Here is an 18,196-nt window from a genome sequence, read left to right as displayed (position 1 = left end):
CGATGACCCGCCTGCGCACCGAGCGCGTCGTCATTATCGGTGCCGGTCTCGGCGCGATTTCCGCCGCCCTCGCTCTGGCGCCGCGCCCGGTATTGATGATCGCGCCGGAGCCGCCGGGGCAGGGCGCGAGCAGCGCCTGGGCACAGGGCGGCGTCGCCGCCGCCATGGACGCCGCCGACAGCCCCGAGGCCCATGCCGCCGACACGGTGGCGGCGGGCGCGGGCACCGTCGACGCCGCCATCGCCGATCTCGTCACACGGGCGGCGCGCGAGCATATCCACGAGCTGACCGGTCTCGGCACGCCCTTCGACCGCGATGCGCAAGGCGGCTACGTGCTGTCGCGCGAGGCGGCGCATGGCGCGGCGCGTGTGGTGCGGGTCAAGGGCGATCAGGCCGGTCGGCAGATCATGGACACGCTGATCGCGGCGCTGGCGCGCACGCCGTCGGTGCAGATCTTGCCCGGCGCGCTGCTCACCGGCATCGCGGCCTCCGGTGGTCGGGTCACGGGGGTCGAGATCGAGGCCGTGGCGGGTTCGGCCCCGGTGACCATCGAGGCCCCCGCCGTGCTGCTCGCCGGCGGCGGTTCGGGCGGGCTGTGGCTGCACACGACCAACCCGCCCCGCATCCGGGGCCAGGTGATCGGCGCCGCGGCGCGCGCGGGCGCCATGATCGCCGATGCCGAGTTCGTGCAGTTCCATCCCACCGCCATCGCGACGGGCGAGGACCCGCTGCCGCTCGCCACCGAGGCGCTGCGCGGCGAGGGGGCGTGGCTGGTCAACGGTGCGGGCGAGCGCTTCATGACGGCGCAGCATCCCGATGCCGAACTGGCCCCGCGCGACATCGTCGCCCGCGCCGTCTTTGCCGAGCGGCAGGCGGGCCGCAACCCGGCGCTCGACACCCGCGCCGCCCTTGGCCCGAGCGTGGTCGAGAAGTTCCCGGCGGTGGCAGAGGCCTGCGCGCGGGCCGGGATCGACCCGGTCGCGGGGACCATCCCGGTCGCGGCCGCCGCGCATTACCATATGGGCGGCGTCGAGACAGACGCGCGGGGACGCAGCAGTCTCGAAGGCCTCTGGGCCTGCGGCGAAGCGGCTTCGACCGGTCTGCACGGGGCGAACCGCCTCGCCTCGAACGGGCTCCTGGAGGCGCTCGTCTTCGCACGTCGCTGCGCCGAGGACATCATGGGCCGGACGGGCATGCCCGTCACCGCGCCCGAGATCGCCGTCGCCTTCGGCCCCGGCGGCCATGGTCCTGCACCCGAAAACGTGGCCGCTTTGCGCCGCCTGATGACCGACCATGTCGCGGTGCTGCGCGACGGGCCCGGGCTGCGCCGCGCGCTCGCGGGCATCGCCGCGCTTGAGACTGCCGAACCCGCGCCCGCGTTCCGCACCATGACCGCGACCGCGACGCTGATCGCCGCCGCGGCCCTGCGACGCACCGAAAGCCGGGGCGGCCATTGCCGCACCGATTTCCCCGATACCGACCCCGCGCAGGCGCATCGCAGCCGCCTGACGCTCGAAGATGCCCTGAAGATCCGCGCCGAATGCGCGGCCACGGAGACCGCATGACCCTGATCCCCGACCTGTTGCTCGAGCCGATGGTGCGCCATGCGCTGCACGAGGACCTGGGCGCCTATGGCGACGTCACCACCCGCGCCGTGATCCCGCCCGACACGACCTATGCCGCGCGGATCAACGCGCGCGAGCCTGGCGTGGTGTCGGGGCTTCAGATCGCGGCCATCGCGTTCCGCCTCGTCGATCCGACGCTGCGGGTCACCACCCGCCTCGCCGACGGCGCCGCCTGCGCCCCCGGCGACACGCTGATGGAGATCGAGGGCTCGGCCGCTTCGATCCTCTCGGCCGAGCGCGTCGCGCTCAACTTCGCCGGGCGGCTCTCGGGCATCGCCACGCTGACCGCCGGTTTCGTGAAGGAGACGGCCGGCACCGCCACCCGCGTCACCTGCACCCGCAAGACCACGCCCGGCCTGCGCGCCGCCGAGAAGCTCGCGGTGCTGCATGGCGGCGGCTTCAATCACCGCTACGGCCTGTCGGACGCGATCCTGATCAAGGACAACCACATCGCGGCGGCGGGCGGCATCCGCGCCGCGCTGCGTGCCGCGATGGCCTCGGCCTCGCACATGCTCAAGATCGAGATCGAGGTCGATACGCTGGACCAGCTCGCCGAGGTGCTGGAGGTCGGCGGCGCCGATGTCGTGCTGCTCGACAACATGTCGACCGCCGACCTGGCCCGCGCCGTCGAGATGGTCGGCGGGCGTCTCGTGACCGAAGCCTCGGGCAACATGCGGCGCGAACGGGTGGCCGAGGTCTGCGCCACCGGGGTTGACTACGTCTCCTCCGGCGCGCTGACCCATTCGGCACGCACCCTTGATCTCGGGCTCGACTTCTAAGCGGCGAGCGCCTTTTCCGGTGCGGGCGAGGCAGCCGCGACCCGCGCCGCGGCATCGCGATCGGCGGGCCAGTACTGCCGCGCGGCGGCGAAGGCGAATTGCAGCGCCAGACCGGCGCCGAGCATCATCGTGTCGAGCGCGAAGTTCTCGCCGGTCTCGGTCTTGATGCCCTGGATCAGGTAGATGGTGATCGAGCCCAGAGCGAAGACCGGCAGCGCCTGCCGCCCCAGGAGCGCGAAGGGGGCCGCGAGCCGCGAGGCGCAGGCGCGACGCACCGCGCCCCATGATGCCAGCACGTAGAACAACGCCAGCAGGTGCAGCAGCCGCGGCAGGTTCAGATATGGCTTGTTGAAGCTGGTCATGAAACCCGGCACGCCCTGCTGGTTCGCCATCCAGAGTAGGTGATTGCCGGTCTTGCCAAAGCCCGGAAGGTTCATCCAGGCCAGCGACAGCACCAGAAAGGCCACGGCCACCCCCATGATCCAGCGCCGCGCGGGCACGAGCCTGCGGCCCTGCTTGGCCATGATGCCCGTGACGAGGCCGAGCACGAACAGCAGCTGCCAGGCCGGCGGGCTGAACTGCCAGCCGCCCGTGGGATAGTTGGGCAGCGTCAGCCGGAAATGCGCGGCCGCCATCCACAGGAGCGCCGAGGCCGCGAGGGTCCAGAGCGGTCGCCGCACCGCCGCCCAGAGCACAAGCGGCGCCGCCATCAGCAGCACGAAATAGAGCGGCAGGATGTTGGCATAGCCGATCTGGAAGCCGAGCGTCGGCACACCGATCAGAAAGCCCAGCGGATCACGGAACAGCAGGCCCATGCCGTGCTTCCACAGCATGGCGGGCATGTCGGCGAAACGCGCCAGCGCCGCCGCGATCATCAGCGCGGACAAGGTGATCAGCAGGTGCACGAGATAGAGCGTCCAGGCCCGGCGCCAGATCTTCGCCACGCCCTGCCACGGCCAGCGGACCCGGAAGCCCGCCGAATAGGCCAGACCGGCCGAGATCCCCGCCATCAGCACGAAGCCCTCGGCGGCATCGGAAAAGCCGAAATTGCGGCTGGTCCAGTCTTCCCAGAAATTGCCCGGCACGTGGTTGATGAAGATCATCACCAGCGCCAGCCCGCGCAGCACGTCGAGCCGGGGGTCCCGGGGTTTCGGCAGCTGGCGCGCGACCGGGATCGAGACGGTTTGCTCAGGCATGTTGCGGCTCCTGCCGGGGGTGGGCGGCCTCGCTGTCGCTCAGCGGGGCCCAGGCCGCGAGAACCTCGTCCTGCTGGCCGAGGATCGGGTCGGGTCGGGTTTCGGACGGCACCGCGAACAGCGCGCGGCAGGGCAGGGAGGTGGCCCAGATCACCAGCGGCGCCGCGATCATCGGCCCCGCCACCGGGATCAGCCAGCCCACCAGCTCGGGCGACAGCCGCCAGGTGGCGGCCAGACCGGCAAGGCCCGCGACCGAGATCCAGCGGCTCGCCTGCCAGCTCTCGACGAGGCCCAGACGGCCCTCGCCGCGCGCCGAGGCCGGCCAGCCGCCATCCCGGCCCGATAGCACCTGCAGCACCGAGCGGGTCTGGAACATCAGGAAGATCGGCGCGGTGACGCTCGACAACGCGATCTCGGCCATGGTCGAGGCCATGAGGCGCACCGAGCCGCCAAAGCCCGCCGCGCGGCCCGACCGGATCGCCTGCACCGCGATCATCAGCTTGGGCAGGATCAACAGCCCGAGCACGCCGATGATCAGCCCGGCGGTGCGGGTGGTCTCGTTGGGCGGCAGCACCGGAAAGGACCAGCCGGGGAGCGGGAAGTAATCCGGCTCGACCCGCAGCGCCGGGGCGATGATCGTCGTGGCGAGGAAGCCCAGCCAGAACAGCGACGAGACATAGGCGAGAATGCCCTGCAGGAACACGAAGCGGCTCCATGGGCGCAGCCCCGGCGCCGTCAGCAGCCGCGCGTGCTGCAGGTTGCCTTGGCACCAGCGGCGATCGCGCTTGGCATGGGCGAGGATGTTCTCGGGCCCTTCCTCGTAGGAACCCGCGAGATCCTCGTCGAGCCGCACGATCCAGCCCGCCCGCGCCAAGAGCGCCGCCTCGACATAGTCGTGGCTCAGGATGTGACCGCCGAAGGGCGGCGGCCCGGCGAGGTCGGGCAGCGCGCAACTCTCCGCGAAGGCGCGCATCCTCACCATCGCGTTGTGGCCCCAGAACGGCCCGGTCTCGCCCTGCAGCCGCGCCACGCCGCGCGCGAAGATCGGCGAATGCAGCGCCGCCGAGAACTGCATCGCCCGCCCGAAAACGGAGCCGGCACGGATCACGCCCGGAAGGCTCTGCAAGAGCCCGAGCCGTGGCTCGCCCGCCATGCGGCGCGCCATCTCGATGATGGTCTCGGCCGACATCAGGCTGTCGGCGTCGAGGATCAGCGCATACTCGTAGGCCGCGCCCGAACTCTTGATGAAATCCTCGATATTGCCCGCCTTGCGACCGGCATTGGAGGTTCGGCGGCGATAGAAGATGCGCCCTTCCGCGTCACGCGCCCGCAGCAGCGCGAGATACCATGCCGCCTCGCGCGTCGCGCCCTGCGCCGAGCGGGTGTCGGACAGGATCGCGAAATCGAACAGCCCGGCCTGCGGCGTCCGGGCCAGCGCCGCGTCCATCGCGGCGATGCGCGAGAAGGTCGCGCGCGGGTCCTCCTCGTGCACCGGCACGAGGATCGCGCAGCGTCCCTGCGGCTCGGCGCGGCGTGGCGCGCGCGCGCGGCCCGGCCACAGGCCGAGCACGGCCTGCGCCGCGCCCCAGCTCAGCCAGAAGGTGGCCATCAGGATCAGCAGGCTGCGCGCGAACTCGACCCAGAGCCCGCCGGTCTGGCGCTGGGCGAAGAACAGGGTGAAGGCACCGGCCGCGAGCGCGAGGCTCGCGCCCAGCGCCGCGACCCGTGCCCGCATCGGGCCTGTCGGGGACATGTCAGGCGTCCAGACGCGGTGCCAGAAGCGCCCGCAGGCGGGCCAGCAGGGCGGGCGTCGCCGTCCGCTCCAGCCGCTGGCGCGGCATGGCCAGCGGGGCATCGGGCAGCGCTCCGCGCTCCGCGGCCTCCGCTTCGAGGCGGGCGGTGTCGAGGTCGGGCAGCGAAAGGGTCCGGTCGAGCATCAGGCGTTGATCCACTGATAAAGCCAGGTTTCCGAGAGCTTGCGGCCGAAACCGGCCACATGCGCGGTCAGTTCGACCGTAGCGTCGGGCGGGGCGGAGACATCAAGCACCGCGCGCCACTGGCCGCTGGCCTCGATCCGCTCCAGCGTCTGCGACAGGATCTCGCCGCCATGCGCCTCGGCCTTGAGTTCGACCTCGGCCTCGGCCGAAAGGCGCTCCAGCGCGCCGCCCTTGAGATCAATGACGAATTTCCGGGTGCCGGCCACGCTCTCGACGCCCGAGACACCGCCCGCCCCGGCCCGGGTCTCGGCCACATGGGCGGTCTCGGAAGCGGTGTCGGCGGACAGATCGCCCCAGCGCAGACGGTAGGCGAACTCGCGCTCATCGCCTGCGGCAATTTTGCCTTCGGGCACCCAGAAGGCGACGATGTTGTCGTTTGCCTCGAGATCGGTCGGAATCTCGACGAGCCGGACCGCGCCGCGGCCCCAGTCACCGATCGGCTCGACCCTGAGCGAGGGGCGCCGCTCGTAACGTGCGCCGCTATCCTGATAGTTCTCGAAATCGCGGTCGCGCTGGTACAGGCCGAAGGCGCGCGGGCTTTCCTCGCCGAAATAGGACGAGGAGAGGCGCGGCGGGTTGTTGAGCGGACGCCACAGCACATCGCCGTCGCGCCGCTCGATCCTCAGCCCGTCGCTGTCATGCACGGCAGGGCGGTAATCGTCGAATTCGGCCCGGTTCTTCTCGGAGAACAGGAACATCGAGGTCAGCGGCGCGACGCCGAGCTGCTCCGGGCTGCGGCGGAAGAACAGCCGCGCGGTCACCTCGATCTCGGTGTCCTGCCCGGGCGTCACCATGAGGCGGTAGGCTCCGGTCAGCGTCTCGCCCTCGAGCGCGGCATAGATCGTCACCTGCCGGTCGCCCGGCTCCAGCCAGAACCGGCTGAAGCGCGGGAATTCCTCGGCGCGCGAGGTGGCGGTGTCGACGGCGACGCCGCGCGCGCTCAGCCCGTAGCGGCTGTCGCGGCCCAGAGCGCGGAAGTAGCTGGCGCCGAGAAACGCCACCAGCTCGTCCTCGCGATCGGGCCGGTTCAGGGGCGCGTTGAGCCGGAAACCCGCGACGCCCGGAAGCTCGGCGATCTTCTCGGCCTTCTCGGAGAGGCGGCCGTGATAGTCGAAATCCTGCGTGTCGAAGCGCATCGGCCGGGCCATGCCGTCGCGCATCTGGTAAAGCCGCACCGGCTCTTCGAACAGCCAGCCCATGTGGAAGGCGTGCAGCCGGAACGGCGTCTCGGCGCCGCGCCAGCGCGCGTTCTCGGGCTTGAAGGCGATGAGGCGATAGTCGTCGTAACCCAGCGGGCCCAGGGGCAGGGCGGGGCGCTCCACCGGGGCGGGGGGCTCGGCGGCGAGGGCCCGCATCTCTGCGGTCAGCATCTCGAAGTCGAAGGGGGTCGCCACCTCCTCTTCGGCCGGGGGGATCACCCTCGGACGGTCGGTCTGGGCACGGAGCGGTGCGGCACCGCCGAGGCCGGCCAGAAGCGTGGCCGAGGCGCCGATGGCGCGCAGCAGGCTCCGGCGGTCGAAGCGCGGTGAAGTCGTCGGGAAATCGGGCATGGCTGGTCTTTTAGGCGTTTGGGGCGCAACGGGAATCGCCCTGCGCATTTCGTCTTCCCATGAGGCAGCCGGGCGCAGGTTGCAATGCGCTTGTCGGTCTACCAGCCATGCATTGGCGGCACTTGGCCAAGTCTGATCAGCCCTGCGGCGGCAAGTGGATCTCGTGCCTCATTCCAGGCAGGCTATGGCTCTTGAGCCGGGCCCCGATCTGCGCGCAGAGCCCGGCCACGAGCCGCGACCCCATGCCCGATCCGGAGCAGGGATACGACGTCGTCTCGGGCGTGTCGGGCGCGGCCCCCTCGGGGCCGTACCCGTCATCCTCGACCACCACCAGAAGCCCACCATCCGCCTTGCGGGACAGCCCGAGGCGGATCAGTCCCGCGCCTTGCGGGAAGGCGTGCTTGATGGAGTTGGTGACCAGCTCGTTGATGACGATGCCGAGCGGCACGGCCAGGTCGAGATCGAGATCGAGGGGCTCGGCGGTGCAGTCGAGCCGGATGCCGGTGCCCTCGAGCAGAGAGCGGCGCAGCTTGCCCGCGAGATCCTCGAGATAGCCGCAGAAGCTGACGCGCCCGGCGCCCTCGGAAAAGCCGAGCTGCGCGTGCAGCGCCGCCACCGCCTCGATCCGCTCGATCGCCGTGGCAAAGGAGTCCGGGCCTTGGAACCGCCCCGCCTCCAGCCGCAGCATCGACAGGATCAGGTGCAGGTTGTTCTTCATCCGGTGGTTCAGCTCGGCCAGCAGCGTCTGGCGATGCGTGAGCGCCGCCTCGCGCTCGGCCTCGTGGCGCTTGGTTTCGGTGATGTCGGTGATGGCGCCGATGAGCCGACGGCTCCCATCGGCGAGCCGGACCAGCCGGCCACGCATGCTGACCCAGCGTTGCGGACCATCGGGCGGCGCAAGGCGGTAGACCCGCGCCATTTCGGCCCCCTCGACCCGGGCATCGCGCATGTCCTGGTACACCGCGTCGCGATCCTCCGGGTGGACCCGGTCGAGATAGTCTTCGAACGGGCGCGGGCCCTCGCTTTCCGGCAGCTGGAACATCGCCTGCACGCGGGCCGAGGCGGCGATCAGGCCGGTTTCGGGGGCGAACTCCCAAGTCCCGATCGCCGCGATCTCGATGCTCATTCCCAGCATCATGGCCGAGCGTTCGAGCGCGGCTTCGCGTTCGCGCTGCTCGGTGATGTCGAGCATCACCCCGTCCCAGATCAGCGCGCCATCTGCCCGCGGGCGCGGTTGCGACAGGGAGCGGATCCAGCGGCTTTCGCCGTCGGGCAGCACCAAACGTCCCTCGCAGTCCAGCCGGCCCATGGTGCTCACGGCCTCGGCATAGCGTACCTGCATCGCAGGCAGATCCTCGGGATGGACCATCTGACCCAGCGCCTCGGCGCCGAAACGGGCCGTGCCGCCGTTCTCCCGCTCACCGGCACCGTTGAAGATCGGGTATTCGGCCCGTCCGTCGGGATGCACGATCCGCTGGAAGATGTAGCCCGGGACATTCTCCGTGACGCTGCGCAGCCGCGCCTCGTTCTCGGCGAGGGTCATTTCGGCCTCGCGGCGGACCGTGATATCGACACAGCTGCCGATGAACCCGATCAGCTCGCCATCCGGCGCGAAGCGCGGTGCGCCGGTATCCAGCATCCAGCGCCAGACGCCGTCATGCCGGCGCAGCCGGTACTCCACCTGATAGGGCCGCCCCGCCGACAGCGCGATCCTGTAGGTGTCGAGCTTGTCGTGGTCCTCAGGATGGATGCCCGTGAACCAGCCCCGGCCCAGTTCCTGCGACAGGGTCCGGCCGCGAAACTCGAGCCAGGCGCGGTTGAAGTGAACACCGCCGCAGACCGGATCGGCCACCCAGGTCGGCGACGGCAAAAGATCGAGCGACGCCGCGAGCGCCTCCTCCTCGATCCCCGCGCCGCAGCGGTGGAGTTCCGTCACGCAGCTCTGACTCATATGCACCGCCACTCATATACCACTACTTTAGAATAGGTCGATTTTCAGGGCGCGACCAAGCGCTCTCTGGATGGAAACGGAACCGGCGATTTGCCGCCGATCGTTGTGGCGGATCGACTCGCTTCGATGCGTGGGAAGGTCGCTTTTCGGACAGTTTCCGCCGCCATCGGAATTGACCCATGGTCATCGCCCGGGATCGGCTGGTCGGGTTCAGAGGAGAGATTCATGGGACCTCACGCCGCCCCGTTCGAGCGAGCCGAATACGAGCGCCGCCTTGCCGCGACCCGCCGTGCCATGGCCGAGGCAGGCATCGACGTGCTCTTCGTCACCGACCCGTCGAACCAGAACTGGCTCACCGGTTATGACGGATGGTCGTTCTACGTGCATCAGGGCGTGATCCTGCCGCTCGACGGAGAGCCCTGCTGGTGGGGCCGGATGCAGGACACCGCCGGGGCGCTGCGCACCGTCTGGATGAGCGAGGCCTGCATTCTCGGCTATGACGACCGTTACGTGCAGTCGGCCACGCGTCACCCGATGCAGGATCTCGCGGCGCGGCTGATCGGCATGGGTCATGGCGGTGCGCGGATCGGCGTCGAGATGGACAACTACTACTACTCCGCGCGGGCCCATGCGGTGCTGGAGACCGGGCTGCCCGAGGCGGAATTCATCGATGCCACGGCGCTGGTGAACTGGCGGCGGCTGGTGAAGTCGGCCCCCGAGATCGCGCTGATGCGGCGCGCGGCGCGGATTTCCGAGACCATCGCCCGGCTGGCGATCGAACTGGCCGAACCGGGGCGGCGCAAGAACGAGCTTGTGGGCGAGGTGATGCGTGCCGCCGTGCGCGGGGTCGGCGAGGATTGGGGCGATTACGCCGCCATCGTCCCTTTGATGCCGTCCGGCGCCGATGCCAGCGCACCGCACCTGACATGGAACGGCGAGGAGATGCGCCGCGGCGAGGCGACCTTCTTCGAACTGTCGGGCTGCGTCCGCCGTTACCACGCGCCGCTGTGTCGCACGGTCCATCTCGGCGAGCCGCCCGCCGACATGGCCCGCGCCGCCGAGGCGCTGACCGAGGGGCTGGAAGCCGGGCTGGAGGCGGCGCGGCCCGGCAACACCACGCAGGACATCGCCGCGGCGTTGCACGCGCCGCTGCGGCGCATCGGCATCCACCGGCCGAACCGCTGCGGCTATCCGGTGGGGCTGAGCTACCCGCCCGATTGGGGCGAGCGGACCGCGAGCCTGCGCAAGGGCGACCTGACGGTGCTGGAGCCGGGCATGACCTTTCATTTCATGCCGGGCATCTGGATGGAGGGCTGGGGGCTGGAGACCACCGAGACGATCCTGATCCGCGACAGCGGTTCCGCCGAAACGCTGTGCGATCTCGACCGCAAGCTCTTCGTGAAGCCGTGAGCGTCTTGGAGCAGGCGATCGCGCTTCTGTCCGAGATGGTGGCGCATCCGACCGTTTCGGACCGGTCCAACCGCGCCCTGGCCGAAATGCTGGCGGAGCGGCTTGCCGGGCAGGGGGCGCGGGTATCGCTCTTTCCCGACGCGAGCGGCGACAAGCTCAATCTCGTGGCGTCCTTCGGGCCAAAGGCGGAGGGCGGGCTGATGCTCTCGGGCCATCTCGACGTGGTGCCGCCCGGGGAGGGGTGGTCCTCGGACCCGTTCCGGCTTCGGCGGGCGGAGGGGCGGTTTTACGGACGTGGTACCTGCGACATGAAGGGGTTCAACGCCGCCTGCGTGGCGATGGCGCCGCGCTTCGCCGGCTGCGGTGCGCCGGTGCATCTCGTCTTCACCCATGACGAGGAGGTGGGCTGCCTCGGCGCGCGGGCGCTGGCCGAAATCCTGGTCCGCGAAGGACCGCGCCCGGCGCTGGCGATCATCGGCGAGCCGACGCGGATGCGGGTGATCGAGGGGCACAAGGGCTGCCATGAATACACCACGCGCTTCACCGGGCGCGACGGCCATGGCTCGGCCCCCGACCGTGGCATCAACGCGGCCCAGGCGGCGGCGCGCTTCGCGCTCCGGCTCGAGGCGCTGGCACAAGAACTGAAGGCAATGCGCCCCGAGGGTGTCTTCGATCCGCCATGGGCCACGATCAGCGTCGGGCGGATCGCGGCGGGCACGGCGCGCAACGTGATCGCGGGGCAGGCGGAGGTCGAATGGGAGATGCGCCCGGTCGATGCGGCCGAAGCGTCGCACGTGAAACGCCAACTCGCGGCATATGAGGCGGCGGAGCGGGCTGCCCATCCGGGGCTCGGCATCGAGGCCGAGGTCTTCGGCGAGGTGGCGGGGCTCGAGCCGCGCGCCGCCAATGCCGCGCGCGACCTGCTCCTGGGGATCGTCGGCGGTGCCCCGGGCCTCGTGCCCTTCGGGACCGAGGCCGGGATCTGGCAGGCGCTGGGCATGGATGCGGTGCTGTGCGGACCCGGCGACATCGCGCAGGCGCATCGCCCGGACGAGTATCTCGAAGAGCGCCAGCTCGCCGCCTGCCTCGATATGCTCGACGGCCTGGCCGCGCGCCTCTAGGGACGCGGTCAGCTTGTGGCCTTATTGTGCGGCGGCAGGAGCGTCGTCGCCTTCGATCATGGCGCCGTGATCCATATCGCCATGGTCCATCTCGCCCTCATTCATCGCGCCATGACCCATGGCCTCGTGATCCATGTCGCCGTGATCCATGCCCTCACGGGGGGTGCCCGCCTCGGGGCGTGGCTCGACCACGAACTCGACCTCGACCGGCCCCGCCGTCTCGAAGACCAGCGTCGCGGCAAAGCGCCCATCGACCTCGAACGGGTTCTCGAGCCCCATGAACATCACGTGGCCGCCCCGACCGGGGGCGAGGGTCACCGTTTCGCCCGGCGCGATCTCGATGCGCTCCAGCGGCTGCATCGTCATCATCCCATCGGTCTCCACCGCCTCGTGCAGCGCGACCTTCGGAAAATCGGCCTCCACCGCGATCAGCGCGTCGGCGGCATCGCCATCGTTGCGGATCGCGAAGTAGCCGGCACCGGTGGTGGCGCGCTCGGCCGTCTCGATGGCAAAGGGGTGCAGTACGGTCAGGTCGCCGCTGCCGTAGTCATGCGCCTGCGCCGCACCGGCGAGGCCGATGGTGGCGAGAAAGGCGAGGGGGCGAAGGGTCATGGGGGATCTTCCTGAATGCAGGGGCGTTTCGCGCATTGCACATAACAGCGGCACCCTGCCCGAAAAAGCGACCCGGCGTCGCAGCCCGCCCGGCCCGGCGGCGCAGGTCGCATTGACCCCATGCCCTTCCTCTGCGCCTCTGGCGCCCTAATCTGAGGCGTGATTCCGACGAAAAGGGCCATGGACATGACGCAGCCATCCGTATCGCGCGACGCCAACGCGCTCGCGCCGTTCGTGGGGGCCGTGGCGCGCGGGCCGGGGCGGGGTCGTCACCTGACCCGCGAGGAGGCGGCGCAGGCGCTGCGGCTGATCCTCGACGGGACCGCCGCGCCAGAGGCGGCGGGAGCGCTGCTGATGGTGATGCGCTATCGCGGCGAGGACGCGGCCGAGATCGCGGGCTTCGCCGACGCGCTGGCGAGCGGCGAGGACTGGCGCCGGGCCGCCCCCGATCTCGACTGGCCCTCCTATGCCGCCGGGCGGACCCGCGGCCTGCCTTGGTTCCTGCTCGCCGCCAAGCTGGTGGCGGGGGCGGGGCACCGCGTCGCGCTGCATGGCTGGAACGCGCATCGCCACGAGATTCGCGATGCGCTGCCGGGCTTGGGCATTCCCGTGGCCGAGACCGGCGACGCGCTGGGCCGCGCGCTCGACAGCGCCTCGATCGCCTATGTGCCGCTGGAGGCCTGGTCGCCCGACGGCTACCGGCTGATCCGCCTGCGCGAGGTCTTCGGCCTGAGATCCTGCATCAACACCGTGCTTCGGATTGCCAATCCGTTCGGCGCGCGGGCACAGGTCGAAGGCGTGTTCCACCCGCCCTATCGCGGGCTGCAGGCCGATGCGGGCGCGCTGATGGGGCAAGAGAACCTGCTCATCCTCAAGGGCGCCGGCGGCGAGTTCGAGCGCAACCCCTCGAAGGAGATCGAGCTGTTCGGCCTGCTGGGCGGGGCGGAGGTCGATCTGACCGCGCAGGCGCTGCGCGACGAGACGAGGCGGCTCGCCGATCCGGGCGGTCGACCTGAGGATCTGCGCCGGCTCTGGCTCGGCGAGAGCGACGATGCCTTCGCCACGGCGCTGGTCACCGGGACCGCCGCGCTGGCGCTTCTGGCGCTGGGCGCCGCGCCGGGGCTGGCGCGGGCCGAGGCGCTGGCCGAGGCGCTCTGGCAGGCCCGCGACCGTGCCGCGCTGCCCGGAAAGGACGCGGCATGAAGGCCTTCCCGATGTTCCTCGCCACCACGGGGCGGCGCATCGTGATCCTCGGTGGCGGCGAGCAGGCGGCGCAGAAGGCGCGGCTGGTGATCCGCACCGATGCCGAGATCGTGGTGGCGGGGTTCGAATTCGACGAGGAACTGCGCGCGCTGGCCCAAGAGGGGCGGGTGCGGCTCGAGGATGCCAAGGAGATCCGGGCCGGTCTGTTCGAGCGCGCGGCGCTGGTCTTCGTGGCCACCGGCTCGGCCGGGGCGGACGGGGCGCTGCACGCGCTCGCCAAGGCGCTGGGCGCGCCGGTGGTCAACGTGGTCGACCGCCCGGCCTTGTGCGACGCGCTTACCCCCTCGATCGTCGACCGCGACCCGGTCGTCGTCGCGATCGGCACCGAGGGCACGGCGCCGGTGCTGGGGCGGCAGATCAAGACCGCCGTCGAAACCATGCTCGAGCCGCGGCTCGGCGCGCTGGCGGCGCTGGCGGGTCGCATGCGCGGCGCGGTCGGGCAGCGTTTCTCGGCCCGGGCGCGGCGCGATTTCTGGGTCTGGGTCTTCTCCGGCCCGGTACGCGCGGCCCATGCGGCAGGCTCCGAACGCCGCGCCGCGCAACTGCTCAAGGCGCGGCTCGACGAAGGTCCCGGCCCGGTCGAGGGCTCGGTGGCCTATGTCGGCGCCGGGCCGGGCGAGGCGGATCTGCTGAGCCTGCGCGGCGTGCGCCGGATGCAGGAGGCGGATCTCGTGGTGCATGGCCCCGACCTGCCGCCGGCGCTGCTCGAACTGGCCCGGCGCGACGCCGAGCGCCTCGTCTCCGACGATCCGGTGGGCGCGGGGCTGGCGGCGGCGCAGGAGGGCGCGCGGGTCGTGGTGCTGGTGCCCGGCGCCGCCGCGACGCTGCCCGAACCGCTGCAGGCCGCCCGCGTCGCGGTCGAACACGTCCCGGGGGTGGGCTAGACCACGGTGACGTGCGTGCCGATCTCCACCGCGTCGTAAAGCGCGATCACGTCCTCGTTGCGCAGCCGGATGCAGCCGTTCGAGACCGAGCTGCCGATGGTCTCGGGGTCGGTGGTGCCGTGGATGCGGTAATAGGTGTCGCGCCCGTTGCGATAGAGATAGAGCGCTCGCGCCCCGAGCGGATTCTCCGGGCCGCCCGGCACGCCATCGGCGTATTGCGCGTATTTCTCCGGCTCGCGCCCGATCATGTCGTCGGTCGGTCGCCATGACGGCCATTCCGCCTTGCGCTGGATCACCGCTGCGCCCTTGAACTCGAGCCCGGCGCGGCCGACGCCGACGCCGTAGCGCATCGCGATCCCGGGCCGGCGGATGTGGTAGAGATGGAAGTCCTCGGGGATCACGTAGATGTCTCCGGGCATCAGCCCCGGATGGACCCGCACCTCCGTCGGCAGGAGCGCGGCGCGTTCATGGGCGCGCGCATTTCGTGCGATCGGCGCCATGAGCCCGGCAAGGAGAAGGCTGCGGCGTGTGATGCTCATCTGATCGTCCTCATCAGTCGTTCGGCCCGGCCCGCGCCGCCATGTTCGTGCGGCGGCAGCCGGCCCGGATGTCTCAGCCGACGGCTTTCGCCGGATAGCCCGCCTCGGCGAGCTTGGCGCGAACCGCCTCGTCCGGTGCGGCGCTGGCGATCTCGGCGGTGCGGCTCTCCAGATCCACGGCAACGCTGGCCGAAGGGTCGAGCTCGCGCATCGCGGTTTCCACGGCGGCGCGGCAATGGCCGCAGCTCATGTCGGGGATCGAGTAGGTCGCCATCGGTGCCTCCTGCGAAAGATGTGCATTCGATATGAGGGGGCGCGAGGCGCTCGGGTCAAGTCCGCCCCGCTGTTATCCAATGACAGGCAGGGCCGCGTCTTGACCTTCCCATGACTGGAACCCTAAGTGTCGCACCGGCCCACCGAAGGATCGCCGGATGACCGTCCAACCGCTCGCATTCCAGATCGACAACATGTCCTGCGCCTCCTGCGTCGGCCGGGTGGAGCGCAGCCTGCGCGCCGTGCCGGGCGTGACCGAGGCCCGCGTGAACCTCGCCACGGAGCGGGCCGAGGTGCTGGGCGGGCAGGCGGAGGAACTGGTGGCGGCGCTTGACCGCGCGGGCTACCCGGTGCGCCGCGAGACGGTGCGGCTGCGCGTCGAGGGCATGTCCTGCGCCTCCTGTTCGGGCCGGGTGGAACGCGCGCTCGCCGCTGTGCCGGGGGTGATCGCGGCGCGGGTCAATCTCGCGGCGGAAACGGCCGAGATCGAGCGCTTCGCCGGATCGGCCGGAATGCCGGAACTGATCGGGGCGGTGAAGGCCACCGGTTACGCGGCACGGGACGCCGGGGATCGGGCTGCCATGGAGGCACCTCGCGATCGCAAGGCCGAGGAGGCGGCGGAACTGAGCCGCCGCAGCTGGATCGCGGCGGCGCTGACCCTGCCTGTGGCGGTGCTCGCGATGGGCGCGCATATGGTCCCGGGCTTCCACATGGCGATCGAGGCTTCGATCGGCATGCGAGGCAGCTGGCTGATCCAGTTCGTCCTGACGAGTCTGGTGCTGGCGGGGCCGGGCCGGGTGTTCCTGGCGCGCGGATTGCCGGCATTGTGGCGCCGTACCCCCGACATGAACAGCCTTGTCGCGCTCGGCACGCTGGCGGCATGGGGCTATTCGAGTGTTGCCACCTTCGCGCCAGCCCTGCTGCCGGAGGCGGCGCGCGCGGTCTATTTCGAGGCCGCCGGCGTGATCGTCACCCTGATCCTGCTGGGCCGGGCGCTCGAGGCGCGGGCCAAGGGCCGCAGCGGCGCCGCGATCCGCGCGCTTGTGGACCTGCAAAGCCCGGTGGCGCGGGTCGAGCGCAATGGCGAGACGATCGAGATCGACGCGGGCGATCTGCAGCCCGGCGACGTGATGCTGGTGCGCCCCGGCGACCGGATCGCCACCGATGGCGAGGTGATCTCGGGCGAGAGCCGGGTCGACGAGGCGATGCTGACCGGCGAGCCGCTCCCCGTGGCCAAGCGCGCGGGCGACGCGGTCACCGGCGGCACGGTCAACGGCACCGGCGTCCTGCGGGTGCGCGCCACCCGTGTCGGCGCCGAAACCCGCCTCGCGGGGATCATCCGCATGGTCGAGGCGGCGCAGGGGGCGAAGCTGCCGATCCAGGGGCTTGTCGACCGCATCACGCTGCGCTTCGTGCCGGCGGTGCTGGGGCTGGCGGCGCTAACCGTCCTGCTCTGGCTGGGCTTCGGGCCCGAGCCGTCACTGACCCATGCGCTGGTCGCCGGGGTGTCGGTGCTGATCATCGCCTGCCCCTGCGCCATGGGCCTCGCTGTGCCGACCTCGATCATGGTCGGCACCGGGCGCGCGGCCACGCTCGGCGTGCTGTTCCGGCGCGGCGATGCGCTGCAGGCGCTCGACGGGGTGCGCATGGTGGCCTTCGACAAGACCGGCACCCTGACCGAAGGCCGCCCGGCGCTGACCGATCTCGATCTGCTGCCGGGACATGACGAGGCGGAGATCCTTGCCCTCGTCGGGGCGCTGGAGCGGCAGTCCGAGCACCCGCTCGGCGCGGCGATCGTGGCGGCAGCGCAGGCACGCGGGCTGCCGATGGAGACCGCCGAGGCGGTCGAGGCGGTGCCCGGGCGCGGCCTCAGGGGGCATGTCGGCGGGCGGGCGCTGCTGGTCGGCAATGCGCGGCTGCTCTTGGAGGCGGGGATCGACGCCGCGCGGCTCGAACCGCTGGCCCGGGCGCAGGCCGAGAGGGGTCGCACGCCCGTGCTGGTCGCGATCGACGGCGTGGCGGCGGCGGCGCTGGCCGTGGCCGATCCGGTTCGCGTCGAGGCGCGCGCCGCCGTCGCGGCGTTGCGCGAGATGGGGCTGGAGGTGGCGATGATCACCGGTGACACCCGCGCCACCGCAATGGCCATCGCCGCCGATCTCGGCATCGATCATGTCGAGGCCGAGGTGCTGCCCGAAGGCAAGCTCGCCGCGATCGAGGGCCTGCGCGCCCGCGGTCCGGTGGCCTTCGTGGGCGACGGCATCAACGACGCCCCGGCGCTTGCCTCGGCCGATGTCGGGATCGCCATGGGATCGGGCACGGAGGTCGCGATCGAGAGCGCCGAGGTGGTGCTGTCCTCGGGCCGGATCGGCGCGGCGGTCGATGCGCTGGCCATCAGCCGCAAGGTCATGCGCAACATCCGGCAGAACCTCGGCTGGGCCTTCGGCTACAACGTCGCGCTGATCCCGGTGGCGGCAGGGGTGCTCTACCCGTGGAACGGCATGCTGCTGTCGCCCGTGCTGGCGGCGGCGGCGATGTCGGCCTCGTCGGTGCTGGTATTGTCGAACGCGCTGCGGCTGCGGGCCATGAAACCCGTCATGGGAGAGACGTCATAAACATCGGAGAGGCCGCGCGCCGGGCTGGTCTGCCCGCCAAGACAATCCGTTACTACGAGGATATCGGGTTGGTCGCGCCGCATCGCGATGGCAATGGCTATCGTCGTTTCGGCGAGAGTGAGGTGCACAAGCTCGCCTTTTTGGCCCGGGCCCGATCCCTGGGCTTCTCGATCGATGACTGCCGCATGCTGCTGTCGCTCTACGAGGATCGGGGCCGGGCCAGCGCCGAGGTGCGCGGCCTTGCCCAGCGCCACGCCAAGGAGATCGACGCCCGCATCGCGCGGCTGAAGGAGATGCGCGCAACGCTGGGCGAGCTGATCGAGGCCTGCGCCGGTGACGAGAGGCCGGACTGCCCGATCCTCAAGGATCTCGCCGGGGGCTGAG

16 protein-coding genes are annotated in these 18,196 nt (G+C 71.0%); 8 read left to right on the top strand and 8 right to left on the bottom strand.

The annotated features are described in order from the left end of the window. The first annotated feature begins 2 nt into the window (after nucleotides 1–2). Both ACRAQ3_RS10795 and nadC read left to right on the top strand, forming a co-directional pair. Nucleotides 3–1,565 carry an L-aspartate oxidase gene (locus ACRAQ3_RS10795; protein WP_432256279.1) on the top strand — a complete coding sequence of 521 codons (1,563 nt, stop codon included), beginning with the start codon at nucleotides 3–5 and terminating at the stop codon, nucleotides 1,563–1,565. Further along, nucleotides 1,562–2,404 carry a carboxylating nicotinate-nucleotide diphosphorylase gene (gene nadC / locus ACRAQ3_RS10790; protein ID WP_432254622.1) on the top strand — a complete coding sequence of 281 codons (843 nt, stop codon included), beginning with the start codon at nucleotides 1,562–1,564 and terminating at the stop codon, nucleotides 2,402–2,404. Before ACRAQ3_RS10795 ends, nadC begins: the two co-directional genes overlap by 4 nt. On the opposite strand, the gene ACRAQ3_RS10785 is transcribed toward nadC, so the two are convergent. The 5 genes from ACRAQ3_RS10785 to ACRAQ3_RS10765 all read right to left on the bottom strand — a co-directional run bounded on the left by ACRAQ3_RS10785 (nucleotide 2,401) and on the right by ACRAQ3_RS10765 (nucleotide 9,098). Continuing rightward, nucleotides 2,401–3,600 carry an OpgC family protein gene (locus ACRAQ3_RS10785; protein WP_269396032.1) on the bottom strand — a complete coding sequence of 400 codons (1,200 nt, stop codon included), beginning with the start codon at nucleotides 3,598–3,600 and terminating at the stop codon, nucleotides 2,401–2,403. The genes nadC and ACRAQ3_RS10785 overlap by 4 nt on opposite strands. Then, a complete protein-coding gene (mdoH, locus tag ACRAQ3_RS10780; RefSeq protein ID WP_432254621.1) occupies nucleotides 3,593–5,353 on the bottom strand; it encodes a glucans biosynthesis glucosyltransferase MdoH in 1,761 nt (586 codons plus the stop codon). Before mdoH ends, ACRAQ3_RS10785 begins: the two co-directional genes overlap by 8 nt. A 1-nt stretch (nucleotide 5,354) precedes the next feature. Then, the gene (locus ACRAQ3_RS10775) at nucleotides 5,355–5,552 is read right to left on the bottom strand and encodes a hypothetical protein (protein ID WP_432254620.1); all 198 of its coding nucleotides are present in this window, start codon (nucleotides 5,550–5,552) and stop codon (nucleotides 5,355–5,357) included. Next, complete coding sequence (locus ACRAQ3_RS10770; RefSeq protein ID WP_432254619.1) at nucleotides 5,537–7,147, bottom strand: glucan biosynthesis protein; 1,611 nt, start codon at nucleotides 7,145–7,147, stop codon at nucleotides 5,537–5,539. Before ACRAQ3_RS10770 ends, ACRAQ3_RS10775 begins: the two co-directional genes overlap by 16 nt. A 136-nt stretch (nucleotides 7,148–7,283) precedes the next feature. Next, entirely contained in the window at nucleotides 7,284–9,098 is a 1,815-nt protein-coding gene (locus tag ACRAQ3_RS10765; RefSeq protein ID WP_432254618.1) for a PAS domain-containing protein, read from the bottom strand. A gap of 225 nt (nucleotides 9,099–9,323) precedes the next feature. On the opposite strand from ACRAQ3_RS10765, the gene ACRAQ3_RS10760 reads away from it, so the two are divergent. Together ACRAQ3_RS10760 and argE are read left to right on the top strand one after the other, a co-directional pair. After that, nucleotides 9,324–10,508 (top strand): M24 family metallopeptidase, encoded by a 1,185-nt coding sequence (locus tag ACRAQ3_RS10760; protein WP_432254617.1) that lies wholly within the window; start codon nucleotides 9,324–9,326, stop codon nucleotides 10,506–10,508. Further along, the gene (argE, locus tag ACRAQ3_RS10755) at nucleotides 10,505–11,629 is read left to right on the top strand and encodes an acetylornithine deacetylase (RefSeq protein WP_432254616.1); all 1,125 of its coding nucleotides are present in this window, start codon (nucleotides 10,505–10,507) and stop codon (nucleotides 11,627–11,629) included. Before ACRAQ3_RS10760 ends, argE begins: the two co-directional genes overlap by 4 nt. Before the next feature lie 21 nt (nucleotides 11,630–11,650). On the opposite strand, the gene ACRAQ3_RS10750 is transcribed toward argE, so the two are convergent. Further along, nucleotides 11,651–12,241 (bottom strand): copper chaperone PCu(A)C, encoded by a 591-nt coding sequence (locus ACRAQ3_RS10750; protein ID WP_432254615.1) that lies wholly within the window; start codon nucleotides 12,239–12,241, stop codon nucleotides 11,651–11,653. 186 nt (nucleotides 12,242–12,427) lie between these two features. Here ACRAQ3_RS10750 and ACRAQ3_RS10745 point away from each other — a divergent pair, with 186 nt between their 5' ends. Together ACRAQ3_RS10745 and ACRAQ3_RS10740 are read left to right on the top strand one after the other, a co-directional pair. Beyond that, nucleotides 12,428–13,444: a glycosyl transferase family protein gene (locus tag ACRAQ3_RS10745; RefSeq protein WP_432254614.1), complete on the top strand. Its 1,017-nt coding sequence runs from the start codon at nucleotides 12,428–12,430 to the stop codon at nucleotides 13,442–13,444. Next, complete coding sequence (locus tag ACRAQ3_RS10740; protein ID WP_432254613.1) at nucleotides 13,441–14,388, top strand: NAD(P)-dependent oxidoreductase; 948 nt, start codon at nucleotides 13,441–13,443, stop codon at nucleotides 14,386–14,388. Before ACRAQ3_RS10745 ends, ACRAQ3_RS10740 begins: the two co-directional genes overlap by 4 nt. Here ACRAQ3_RS10740 and ACRAQ3_RS10735 read toward each other — a convergent pair. Beyond that, nucleotides 14,385–14,927: a L,D-transpeptidase gene (locus ACRAQ3_RS10735; protein ID WP_432254612.1), complete on the bottom strand. Its 543-nt coding sequence runs from the start codon at nucleotides 14,925–14,927 to the stop codon at nucleotides 14,385–14,387. The genes ACRAQ3_RS10740 and ACRAQ3_RS10735 overlap by 4 nt on opposite strands. 73 nt (nucleotides 14,928–15,000) lie before the next feature. After that, nucleotides 15,001–15,201, bottom strand: a complete 201-nt coding sequence (locus ACRAQ3_RS10730; protein ID WP_370162943.1) for a heavy-metal-associated domain-containing protein — start codon at nucleotides 15,199–15,201, stop codon at nucleotides 15,001–15,003. A gap of 157 nt (nucleotides 15,202–15,358) precedes the next feature. On the opposite strand from ACRAQ3_RS10730, the gene ACRAQ3_RS10725 reads away from it, so the two are divergent. Both ACRAQ3_RS10725 and cueR read left to right on the top strand, forming a co-directional pair. Then, nucleotides 15,359–17,812, top strand: coding sequence for a heavy metal translocating P-type ATPase (locus tag ACRAQ3_RS10725; RefSeq protein WP_432254611.1), 2,454 nt, complete (start codon nucleotides 15,359–15,361; stop codon nucleotides 17,810–17,812). After that, complete coding sequence (gene cueR / locus ACRAQ3_RS10720; RefSeq protein ID WP_269396019.1) at nucleotides 17,809–18,195, top strand: Cu(I)-responsive transcriptional regulator; 387 nt, start codon at nucleotides 17,809–17,811, stop codon at nucleotides 18,193–18,195. Before ACRAQ3_RS10725 ends, cueR begins: the two co-directional genes overlap by 4 nt. Nucleotide 18,196: the final 1 nt, after the last annotated feature.

The sequence above is a fragment of the Limimaricola sp. AA108-03 genome, from assembly GCF_050847355.1.
In the GTDB taxonomy this organism is placed as follows: Bacteria; Pseudomonadota; Alphaproteobacteria; order Rhodobacterales; family Rhodobacteraceae; genus Limimaricola.
The sequence above is the reverse complement of the archived record's forward strand: the minus strand, read 5'-3'. Positions and strand labels throughout refer to the sequence as shown.